The following is a 10660-nucleotide window of genomic DNA, read 5'->3' on the forward strand; positions in this document are numbered from 1 at the left end:
GTCCACTTCGTGGGAGCGGCGGTTCGGCGCTCCGACTTGCCCCGCGATTGCGTTTGCACGCCAGCAAAAATTTTCAGCAGGGCCCTTGAAAGCGTTTTGCCCGGCCATATCTCTTTGAGTACGTGATGCCGAAGTCGGGTCGCGTAGTGACTTACTTGCTGAATCTCAGGAGTTTATGACCATGACTACCGCTTTCTCTCTCGCACCCCTTTTCCGCAACTCCGTCGGTTTCGACCGTTTCAACGACCTGTTCGAAGCTGCAGCACGCAACGAGGCCGGTAGCAGCTACCCGCCCTACAACGTGGAAAAGCATGGTGAAGACCACTATCGCATCGTGGTTGCCGCTGCCGGTTTCCAGGAACAGGACCTCGACCTGCAGGTTGAAAAAGGCGTCCTGACCGTGTCTGGTGGCAAACGCGATAACGGCAACGAAGGCGTCACCTTCCTGCATCAGGGCATCGCCCAGCGCGCCTTCAAACTGTCGTTCCGCCTGGCCGACCACATCGAGGTCAAAGGCGCCGGCCTGGCCAACGGCCTGCTCAGCATCGAACTGCTGCGCGTGGTGCCGGAAGAAGCCAAGGCCAAGCGCATCCCGATCAATGGCGACAAGCCTGCGCTGAACTGAGTTCGCACGGGATGAACGAAAGGGCACCTTCGGGTGCCCTTTTTGTTTTGTGCAGGAGATGAATGCAATGTGAATGGCGTGGGAGCGGGCTTGCCCCGCGATGGCGATGTTGAGTCTCATGTCGCCATCGCGGGGCAAGCCCGCTCCCACGCACGTTATCGGTTGCCAGGCCCTTTCAATAATCCGCCGGCGCCTCCAGCAGCATCTGCCGGAACTCCGGCAGCGGCAGCGGTCGGCTGTGCAGGTAGCCCTGGTACAGGTGGCAGCCTAGCCGTTCCAGAAACTCCAGTTGCTCGGTCAACTCGACACCTTCGGCGATCACCGCCAGGCCCAGGCTGCGCGCCATGGCGACGATGGCGCGGACGATCTCGGCGTCATTCGGGTCGACCGGCGCGTCGCGCACGAAGGTCTGGTCGATCTTCAGTGCATCCACCGGCAGGCGCTTGAGGTAGGTGAGTGACGAGTAGCCCGTGCCAAAGTCGTCCATGGCGAAGCTGACGCCATAGCGTTTGAGCTCGCGCATCTTGCTGATGGTGTCTTCCAGGTTCTGGATGACGATGCCTTCGGTGATCTCCAGCTTGAGCATGTGCCGCGGCAGGCGGTAGTCGTCGAGGCTGCGCAGCACCCGTGCGACAAAGTCGTTCTGGCGGAACTGCCGGGGGCTGATGTTGACGCACAGGCTGAAGTCGTCGGCGTCGATCAGGCCGTCCTCGAGCATGCGCGCGCAGGCGTCGCAGGCTTCGTCGAGGATCCAGCTGCCCACTTCCAGGATCAGCCCGCTTTCCTCGAGCACCTGGATGAACTGTGACGGCGGCTGTTGGCCCAGTTGCGGGTGGTGCCAGCGCAACAGCACTTCGGCGCCGACGATGTGATTGTCACGGGCATCGACCTGGGGCTGGAAATGCAGGGCCAGCTCGCCGCGGGCCAGCGCCAGGCGCAGGTCGTTCTCCATGCGCAGGCGCTCGCTGGCGGCCTTTTGCATGGTGGTGTGGAACAGCTGGGTGGTATTGCGCCCGGAATCCTTGGCCCGGTACAGGGCGATGTCGGCGCGCTTGAGCAGGTCGGCGGGGGTGGCGCCGTGGTCCGGGATCAGCGCCACGCCGATGCTGGGTGTCACCTGCAGGCGCTGGCCATCCAGCGACATGGGTTCGGCCAGTAGTTCGCGCAGGGTGTCGGCCAGCTCGCGGACCTTGCTTTCCACCAGTTCGCGGCTGCCTTCCAGGCCGCTGAGCAATACCACGAACTCATCGCCGCCCAGGCGTGCCACGGTGTCCTCGAGGCGCACGCTGGCTTCCAGGCGGGCCGTGATGATCTTCAGCACGGCGTCGCCCACCGGGTGGCCGAGCGAATCGTTGATGTGCTTGAAATGGTCGAGGTCGAGGAACAGCAAGGCGCCGCGCAGGTTGTGGCGCTTGAGCAGGGCAATCTGCTGGCTCAGGCGGTCCATCAGCAGAGCGCGGTTGGGCAGGTTGGTCAGCGGATCGTGGTAGGCCAGGTGGCGAATCTGCGCCTGGGCGTTCTTCAGCAGGCTGACATCCCGTGCGGTGAGCAACAGGCAGTCGACTTCGTTGAGGCTGATCGGCTCCACCGACACTTCCACGGTGAGAATGTCGCCGCGCTTGTTGCGCCCGAGCATCTCGCGGTGATGGACCCGGCCTCGTGCCTTGAGCTCGCCGAGCAGGGCGCTGCGTTGCTTGTCGTCGGCCCAGATGCCCAGTTCATAGACCGTGCGGCCGACCACCTCGCTGGCGTTGTAGCCGGTCAGCCGGCAGAACCCGTCGTTGACTTCCAGGTAGCGGCCGCTGCGTCGCTCGGTGATGGTGATGGCGTCGGGGCTGGAATGGAACGCCTTGGCGAATTTCTCCTCGCTGGCCTTGAGCGCCGCCTCGGCGCGTTGCTGTTGGGTGATGTCGCGCAGGGTAGTGACGCTGCAGGCCTGGCCGTCGACGCTGATCAGGCGGCTGGAGATGACGCAGGTCAAAGGCCCGCCGTTGCGGTGGTTGACCCCGATCGCCACATTGCTCAGGGCCTGGTCGCGGATCACCCGTTCGATGCGCTGGGCGCGCTCGGCCGACTCGGCCCACAGGCCCAACTGCCCCGCGGTACGGCCCAGCACCTGCTCGGCGCTCCAGCCGAAGGTCTGGCTGAAGGCCGGGTTGATCTCGATGAATTGGCCGGTGTCCTGGCGGGTCACGCAGATCGGGTCCGGGCTGACCTGGAACAGGCTGGCGAATTTTTCTTCCGAGGCCGTAAGGCGTTGTTCGCGCTCTACCTGGTCGGTGATGTCCAGCAGGGTGCCGGCCATGCGCAGCGGTTTGCCCTGCTCGTCACGGTACAGCCGCGCGCGGCTTTCGATAAAACGCGTGGCGCCGTTGTCCAGTTGTACCTGGTAGGTGATCTGGTAGTTGCCGGCCGGTCCCTCGCGCAGGCTGCGGTAAGCCTGGCGCATGGAGTTGCGCTCGTGTTCGGGCACCCCTTCGAAGAACGCATCGAAGGACTCGTGGAACGGCACCGGGTCGAGCCCGTGCAACTGGGCGGCGCGGGCCGAGCCATAGAGCATGCCGCTGGGAATGTGCCAGTCCCAGGTGCCCAACTGGGCCGAGTCCAGCGCCAGGTCAAGGCGTTCCTGGCTGTCCTTGAGCGCCTGCTCGGCGCGTTTGCGCTCGGTGGTGTCGACAAAGGTACTGATCAGGTAGGTGATGCCTTCCAGTTCGATGCCCTGGGTGCAGAGGATTCCGTCATGGATCTTGCCGCTGGTGGCGCGGAACTGCACCTCCATAGTCAGCGGGCCACTGCCGGCGCGGGTGGCCTCCAGCACCAGGTGGCGCTGCTCAGGGTTGACCCACAGGCCCAGCTCGACACTGGTCTTGCCGACCACATGGGCGCCTGGCCAGCCGAACATATGTTCGAAGTGCTGGTTGACCTCGATGATCAGCCCGTCGTGGCGACGGGTGAGCAGGATGGCGTTGGGGCTGAGGTGGAAGAGGGTGGCGAAGCGCTTTTCCGAATTGATCAGCGCGTTTTCCCGCTCGCGCTGGCGGGTGATTTCGCGGATCACCCCGATCATCTGCCGTCGGCCGTGGACGTCGTGGGTCAGGCTGCCGTTGATCTCCAGCCAGTGCACGCTGCCGTCCGGCCAGCGGATGCGGTGGCGCATGGCCTGCTCGATGGGTTCGCCATTGACCACGGCCTGGAACGCCTGGCGCGTGCGGGCACGGTCTTCATCGGGCAGCAGGTCGAGGTAGTCGACATCGTTGGGCAGTGGGCGCTGGGGGTCGAAACCGAACAGCGCCTGGGTGCCCCGCGACCAGCTGACCCGGCCGCTCTCGATATCCCATAGCCAGGCGCCCAGGTTCGCGCCGTTGAGTGCGGCCAGCAGTTGCGGGGCATTCTGCCAGGCCTGCTCCGATTCCTGGGGATCGACCGCAGGGATGCGCGGCAGGCGCGGAAAGCGGTTTGCTGATTTGGGCATCGGTACCAGACCTTTGGCGGATGTCGCGTCCTTGAGGAGTGTACTGCCGTACTGACGACCGGTCAGGCGGGCCCCGCGTGGCTGTCGAGCAGGGCCATGAAGGCCCTGGCCGCGTTCGATAGCGTGCGTTCTGTGTGCAAAATGTAGCCTAGCTGGCGCGACAGCTGTATGCCGGGCAGAGCGATGGACGCCACCTGCTCATCCAGCATAGTACGTGGCAGCACACTCCACGCCAGGCCGATGGAAACCATCATCTTGATGGTTTCCAGGTAGTTGGTGCTCATGGCGATGTTCGGCGTCAGGCCCTGGCTTTCGAACAGGCGCTGGACGATGTGGTGGGTGAAGGTGTTGCCGCCGGGAAAAACCGCCGGGTGCCGGGCCACGTCGGCCAGGCTGACCTGGCCGCTGCTGGCCAGCGGGTGTTCGGGCGCGGCGACGAAGTCCAGGGCGTCCTCCCACACTGGGGTTGCCCGGACCAGGTGATGCGGCTCGGGCGCCAGGGTGATCACGGCAATTTCGGCGCGGCCATGGAGGATTTCATCGTAGGCGGCTTCTGAATCCATGAACTGGATATCCAGCGCCACCGCCGGGTGCTGCCGGGTGAATGCCCGCAGCACCGGTGGCAAGCGGTGCAGGCCGATGTGGTGGCTGGTGGCCAGGGTCAGGCGACCGCTCACCTCCCCGGTCAGGTTGGTCAGCGCGCGGCGGGTATCATCGAGCACGTTGAGGATCTGATAGGCACGGGGCAGCAGGGCGCGGCCGGCTTCGGTCAGGCTCACTTCGCGCCCCAGCCGGTCGAACAGGCGTACGTCCAGTTGCTGCTCGAGCCCGGCGATGCGTTTGCTGATGGCCGGCTGGGTAAGGAACAGGCGCTCGCCCGCGCCAGAGAAGCTGCCGGTTTCCGCAATCGCGATAAAAGCGCTGAGGTTGGCCAGGTCCACGATTCAGATTCCCGATGGTTATGCAAAGCATGAAAATTATGAATTTGAGTTATTCAATCTATCGCCATAGCATCGTCCGTACAAGCCAAGGGGTCTTTGGCATAGAAAGACGCTGATGAGGAACAGTCTGATGGCTGGCAAAACGCTCTACGACAAACTCTGGGAAGCCCATGAGGTCAAGCGCCGCGATGACGGCTCATCCTTGATCTACATCGACCGCCACATCATCCACGAAGTGACGTCGCCCCAGGCCTTCGAAGGCCTGCGCCTGGCCAATCGCAAGCCGTGGCGCATCGATGCCAACATCGCCACGCCCGACCACAACGTGCCGACCACGCCAGAGCGCAAGGGCGGTATCGAGGCCATCGTCGACCAGGTGTCGCGCCTGCAGGTGCAGACCCTCGATGAGAACTGTGACGAATATGGCATCGTCGAATTCAAGATGAACGACGAACGCCAGGGCATCGTCCACGTCATCAGCCCCGAGCAGGGCGCGACCTTGCCGGGCATGACCGTGGTCTGCGGCGACTCGCACACCTCCACCCACGGCGCCTTTGGTGCCCTGGCCCACGGCATTGGTACCTCCGAGGTGGAGCATGTGCTCGCCACCCAGTGCCTGGTCGCCAAGAAAATGAAGAACATGCTGGTGCGCGTCGAGGGCCAATTGCCTGCCGGCGTCACCGCCAAGGACATCGTCCTGGCCGTGATCGGCAAGATCGGCACCGCTGGCGGCAACGGCCATGCCATGGAATTCGCCGGCAGCGCCATCCGCGAGCTGTCGATGGAAGGGCGCATGACCATCTGCAACATGTCCATCGAGGCTGGCGCCCGTGTGGGCCTGGTGGCCACCGATGCGACCACCGTCGCCTACGTCGAAGGCCGCCCGTACGCGCCGAAAGGCGAGCAATGGAAGCAAGCGGTCGAATCGTGGAAAGACCTGGTGTCCGACGCCGACGCCGTGTTCGACACCGTGGTCGAGCTGGACGCCAGCCAGATCAAGCCACAAGTCAGCTGGGGCACCTCGCCCGAGATGGTCCTGGCCGTCGATCAGCGTGTGCCGGACCCGGCCGCCGAGGCCGACCTGATCAAGCGTGGCTCGATCGAGCGTGCCTTGAAGTACATGGGGCTCAGTGCCAACCAGGCGATCACCGATATCCAGCTGGACCGTGTGTTCATCGGCTCGTGCACCAACTCGCGCATCGAAGACCTGCGCGCCGCAGCCGAAATTGCCAAGGGGCGCAAGGTCGCTTCCAGCGTCAAGCAGGCCATCGTCGTGCCGGGCTCGGGCCTGGTCAAGGCCCAGGCCGAGCGTGAAGGCCTGGACAAGATCTTCCTCGAAGCCGGCTTCGAATGGCGTGAGCCTGGCTGCTCGATGTGCCTGGCGATGAACCCGGACCGCCTGGAGAGCGGCGAGCACTGCGCGTCCACCTCCAACCGCAACTTCGAAGGCCGCCAGGGCGCCGGTGGGCGTACCCACCTGGTCAGCCCGGCCATGGCCGCCGCCGCCGCGGTGACCGGCCACTTCATCGATGTCCGCGAGTTGATCCAAGGGAGCGCAGCATGAAAGCCTTTACCCAGCACACTGGCCTCGTCGCGCCGTTGGATCGTGCCAACGTCGACACCGACCAGATCATCCCCAAGCAGTTCTTGAAGTCGATCAAGCGCACCGGCTTCGGCCCCAACCTGTTCGATGAGTGGCGCTACCTGGACGTGGGCCAGCCCTACCAGGACAACAGCAAGCGCCCGGTCAACGAAGAGTTCGTGCTCAACCACAAGCGCTACCAAGGTGCCAGCGTGCTGCTGGCGCGTGAGAACTTCGGTTGCGGCTCCAGCCGCGAGCACGCGCCATGGGCTTTGGACGAGTACGGTTTCCGCAGCGTGATCGCGCCGAGCTTTGCCGACATCTTCTTCAACAACAGCTTCAAGAACGGCCTGCTGCCGATCATTCTCGATGCCGCTGAAGTCGACGAGCTGTTCAAGCAGGTCGAAGCCAACCCGGGCTACCAGCTGACCATCGACCTCGATGCCCAGGCCGTGACCCGCCCGGACGGCAAGGTGCTGAAGTTCGAGATCGACGCGTTCCGCAAGCACTGCCTGCTGAACGGCCTCGACGACATCGGCCTGACCCTGCAGGACAGCGACGCGATCAAGGCCTTCGAAGGCAAGCATCGCGCCAGCCAGCCTTGGTTGTTCCGTGATGCCTGAAGTGTGTAGTTAGCAGTACTGGCCTCTTCGCGGGGCAAGCCCGCTCCCACAGGGAGAGGTGATGCCCGTGGGAGCGGGCTTGCCCCGCGAAAAGGCCGGAACAAGCAACAAAAACCCAAAGGATTTCGATATGACCAGCACCACCCACACCGACGTAGTCCAACGCCAGTTCGGCGAACAGGCCAGCGCCTACCTCAGCAGCACCGTGCACGCCCAGGGCAGTGAATTTGCCCTGCTGCAGGCCGAGCTGGCAGGGCAGGGTGCGGCCCACGTGCTGGACCTGGGCTGCGGTGCCGGTCATGTCAGTTTCCACGTTGCCCCGCTGGTCAGCGAAGTGGTCGCCTACGACCTGTCGCAATCCATGCTCGACGTGGTCGCCAGCGCCGCCGCCGAGCGCGGCCTGGCCAATATCACCACCGAGCGCGGCGCCGCCGAACGCCTGCCGTTCGCCGATGCCAGCTTCGACTACGTGTTCAGCCGTTATTCGGCGCACCACTGGAGCGACCTGGGCCTGGCCCTGCGCGAAGTGCGTCGGGTGCTGAAACCGGGCGGGGTGGCGGCCTTCATCGACGTCATGTCGCCTGGCAGCCCGCTGCTCGATACCTACCTGCAGACGGTCGAAGTGCTGCGCGACACCAGCCACGTACGCGACTACAGCGCCGCCGAATGGCAGCGTCAGGTCAGCGAGGCCGGCCTGCATGTGCGCAGTCACACCCGCCAGCGCCTGCGCCTGGAATGGAGCTCCTGGGTCGAGCGCATGCGCACCCCCGAGCCGTTGCGCGTGGCGATCCGCCAGTTGCAGCAAGCCATGGGCGAGGAAGTGCGGCAGTATTACCAGATTGAGGCCGATGGCTCGTTCAGCACCGATGTGCTGGTACTCTGGGCCGAACGCTGATTATTCACGACGGGGCCGAGGCGGCCGCGTCGCTTTGATGGATAGAGGAAAGCATGAGCAAGCAGATTCTGATTCTCCCAGGTGATGGCATCGGCCCGGAAATCATGGCCGAGGCGGTCAAGGTGCTGGAGCTGGCCAACGACAAGTTCCAGCTCGGCTTCAGCCTCGCCCATGACGTGATCGGCGGCGCCGCCATCGACAAGCACGGCGTGCCGCTGGCCGATGAGACCCTGGAGCGTGCACGTCAGGCCGACGCCGTGCTGCTGGGCGCCGTGGGTGGCCCGAAGTGGGACAAGATCGAGCGTGACATCCGCCCTGAGCGCGGCCTGCTGAAGATCCGTTCGCAACTGGGCCTGTTCGCCAACCTGCGCCCGGCCATCCTCTACCCGCAACTGGCCGATGCCTCGTCGCTCAAGCCGGAAATCGTCTCCGGCCTGGACATCCTCATCGTCCGCGAACTGACCGGCGGCATCTACTTCGGTGCCCCGCGCGGCCAGCGCGAGCTGGAAGGCGGCGAGCGCCAGGCCTACGACACCCTGCCGTACAGCGAAAGCGAAGTGCGCCGTATTGCCCGCGTCGGTTTCGACATGGCCCGCGTGCGTGGCAAGAAGCTGTGCTCGGTGGACAAGGCCAACGTCCTGGCTTCCAGCCAGCTGTGGCGTGAAGTGGTCGAGGACGTGGCCAAGGATTACCCGGACGTCGAACTGAGCCACATGTACGTCGACAACGCCGCCATGCAGCTGGTGCGCGCGCCCAAGCAGTTCGACGTGATGGTCACCGACAACATGTTCGGCGACATCCTGTCGGATGAGGCTTCCATGCTCACCGGTTCCATCGGCATGCTGCCTTCGGCATCGCTGGATGCCAACAACAAGGGCATGTACGAGCCGTGCCACGGTTCGGCGCCGGACATCGCCGGGCAGGGCATCGCCAACCCGCTGGCGACCATCCTCTCGGTGTCGATGATGCTGCGCTACAGCTTCAACCAGCAGGCGGCGGCCGAGGCCATCGAGCAGGCGGTCAGCCTGGTCCTGGACCAGGGCCTGCGCACCGGTGACATCTGGTCTGCCGGTTGCACCAAAGTCGGTACGCAGGAAATGGGCGACGCAGTAGTCGCAGCGCTGCGGAATCTGTAATCTCTCTGGCCCGCCACCAAAAACTCCCGGTGGCGGCCCACTTTTAGCAAAGGTGTAGTTGCGATGAAACGTGTAGGTCTGATCGGTTGGCGTGGAATGGTCGGTTCCGTGCTCATGCAGCGGATGCTCGAAGAGCAGGACTTCGACCTGATCGAGCCAGTGTTCTTCACCACCTCCAATGTGGGTGGCCAGGGTCCGAACGTGGGCAAGGAAACTGCCCCGCTCAAGGACGCCTACAACATTGAAGAGCTCAAGACCCTCGACGTCATCCTGACCTGCCAGGGCGGCGACTACACCAACGAAGTCTTCCCCAAGCTGCGCGAAGCGGGCTGGCAGGGTTACTGGATCGACGCCGCCTCGTCGCTGCGCATGCAGGACGACGCCGTGATCATCCTCGATCCGGTCAACCGCAAGGTCATCGACCAGCAGCTGGATGCCGGTACCAAGAACTACATCGGCGGCAACTGCACCGTCAGCCTGATGCTGATGGGCCTGGGCGGCCTGTTCGAAGCTGGCCTGGTCGAGTGGATGAGCGCCATGACCTACCAGGCGGCCTCGGGTGCCGGCGCGCAGAACATGCGCGAGCTGATCAAGCAGATGGGCGCCACCCACGCGGCCGTGGCTGATGACCTGGCCAACCCGGCCAGCGCCATTCTCGACATCGATCGCAAGGTTGCCGAAGCCATGCGTGGCGAAGGCTACCCGACCGAGAATTTCGGCGTGCCGCTGGCCGGCAGCCTGATCCCGTGGATCGACAAGGAACTGCCGAACGGCCAGAGCCGTGAAGAGTGGAAGGCCCAGGCCGAGACCAACAAGATCCTCGGGCGTTTCAAGAGCCCGATCCCGGTCGACGGTATCTGCGTGCGCATCGGTGCCATGCGTTGCCATAGCCAGGCGCTGACCATCAAGCTGAACAAGGATGTGCCGCTGGCCGATATCGAAGGCATGATCAGCCAGCACAACCCTTGGGTGAAGCTGGTGCCGAATCAGCGTGAGATCAGCATGCAGGAGCTGAGCCCTACCAAGGTGACTGGTACGTTGAACATTCCGGTTGGGCGGCTGCGTAAGCTGAACATGGGGTCGCAGTATCTGGGGGCGTTCACTGTGGGCGACCAGCTGCTGTGGGGCGCGGCTGAGCCGCTGCGTCGCATGCTGCGGATTTTGCTGGAGCGTTGATCGTTCTGGGTTGATTTGTGGTTTGAGAGAACCCGTGCCATGAGAGTGGTGCGGGTTTTTTTATGGGGTGGGGTAAGTTGTTAGTAAATATGTTGGTTTGTTGGTTTGTTGGTTTGTTTTGAAAGTTTTATACGCATTCATTTGCGATGTCGACGCGTAGTCACCTTTCCGCCCTTACGGCGGGTTACTTTGGTCTTGGCCAAAGTAACC

The 10660-nt window shown here is 63.8% G+C and carries 8 protein-coding genes; 6 read left to right on the forward strand and 2 right to left on the reverse strand.

Translation table 11 applies throughout. The features are described 5' to 3' along the window. Positions 1 to 181: 181 nt before the first annotated feature. A complete protein-coding gene (locus F6X61_RS26570) occupies positions 182 to 625 on the forward strand; it encodes an Hsp20 family protein (RefSeq protein ID WP_110996452.1) in 444 nt (147 codons plus the stop codon). Between the two features lie 175 nt (positions 626 to 800). On the opposite strand, the gene F6X61_RS26575 is transcribed toward F6X61_RS26570, so the two are convergent. Then, complete coding sequence (locus F6X61_RS26575; protein WP_153789262.1) at positions 801 to 4097, reverse strand: PAS domain S-box protein; 3297 nt, start codon at positions 4095 to 4097, stop codon at positions 801 to 803. Between the two features lie 62 nt (positions 4098 to 4159). Then, complete coding sequence (locus F6X61_RS26580; RefSeq protein WP_153789263.1) at positions 4160 to 5038, reverse strand: LysR family transcriptional regulator; 879 nt, start codon at positions 5036 to 5038, stop codon at positions 4160 to 4162. A gap of 130 nt (positions 5039 to 5168) precedes the next feature. Here F6X61_RS26580 and leuC point away from each other — a divergent pair, with 130 nt between their 5' ends. From leuC to asd, 5 genes are all read left to right on the forward strand, one after another. Continuing rightward, on the forward strand, positions 5169 to 6602 hold the full coding sequence (leuC, locus tag F6X61_RS26585; RefSeq protein ID WP_153789264.1) for a 3-isopropylmalate dehydratase large subunit: 1434 nt from the start codon (positions 5169 to 5171) through the stop codon (positions 6600 to 6602). Continuing rightward, positions 6599 to 7243, forward strand: a complete 645-nt coding sequence (gene leuD, locus F6X61_RS26590; RefSeq protein ID WP_125463255.1) for a 3-isopropylmalate dehydratase small subunit — start codon at positions 6599 to 6601, stop codon at positions 7241 to 7243. Before leuC ends, leuD begins: the two co-directional genes overlap by 4 nt. A 130-nt stretch (positions 7244 to 7373) precedes the next feature. After that, entirely contained in the window at positions 7374 to 8138 is a 765-nt protein-coding gene (locus F6X61_RS26595) for a class I SAM-dependent methyltransferase (RefSeq protein ID WP_153789265.1), read from the forward strand. Positions 8139 to 8191: 53 nt separating this feature from the next. Then, positions 8192 to 9274: a 3-isopropylmalate dehydrogenase gene (gene leuB, locus F6X61_RS26600; protein ID WP_153789266.1), complete on the forward strand. Its 1083-nt coding sequence runs from the start codon at positions 8192 to 8194 to the stop codon at positions 9272 to 9274. A gap of 63 nt (positions 9275 to 9337) precedes the next feature. Next, positions 9338 to 10450: an aspartate-semialdehyde dehydrogenase gene (gene asd, locus F6X61_RS26605; protein ID WP_110996459.1), complete on the forward strand. Its 1113-nt coding sequence runs from the start codon at positions 9338 to 9340 to the stop codon at positions 10448 to 10450. Positions 10451 to 10660 lie beyond the last annotated feature (210 nt).

Origin of the sequence: Pseudomonas sp. EMN2 (assembly GCF_009650555.1) — a bacterium.
In the GTDB taxonomy this organism is placed as follows: Bacteria; Pseudomonadota; Gammaproteobacteria; order Pseudomonadales; family Pseudomonadaceae; genus Aquipseudomonas; species Aquipseudomonas sichuanensis.

Bases quoted from the DNA above. Each gene is read 5' to 3' on its own strand.
- asd (WP_110996459.1), top strand. From the start codon at position 9,338: ATGAAACGTGTAGGTCTGATCGGTTGGCGTGGAATGGTCGGTTCCGTG.
- leuB (WP_153789266.1), top strand. From the start codon at position 8,192: ATGAGCAAGCAGATTCTGATTCTCCCAGGTGATGGCATCGGCCCGGAA.
- F6X61_RS26570 (WP_110996452.1), top strand. From the start codon at position 182: ATGACTACCGCTTTCTCTCTCGCACCCCTTTTCCGCAACTCCGTCGGT.
- F6X61_RS26595 (WP_153789265.1), top strand. From the start codon at position 7,374: ATGACCAGCACCACCCACACCGACGTAGTCCAACGCCAGTTCGGCGAA.
- leuC (WP_153789264.1), top strand. From the start codon at position 5,169: ATGGCTGGCAAAACGCTCTACGACAAACTCTGGGAAGCCCATGAGGTC.
- leuD (WP_125463255.1), top strand. From the start codon at position 6,599: ATGAAAGCCTTTACCCAGCACACTGGCCTCGTCGCGCCGTTGGATCGT.
- F6X61_RS26575 (WP_153789262.1), bottom strand. From the start codon at position 4,097: ATGCCCAAATCAGCAAACCGCTTTCCGCGCCTGCCGCGCATCCCTGCG.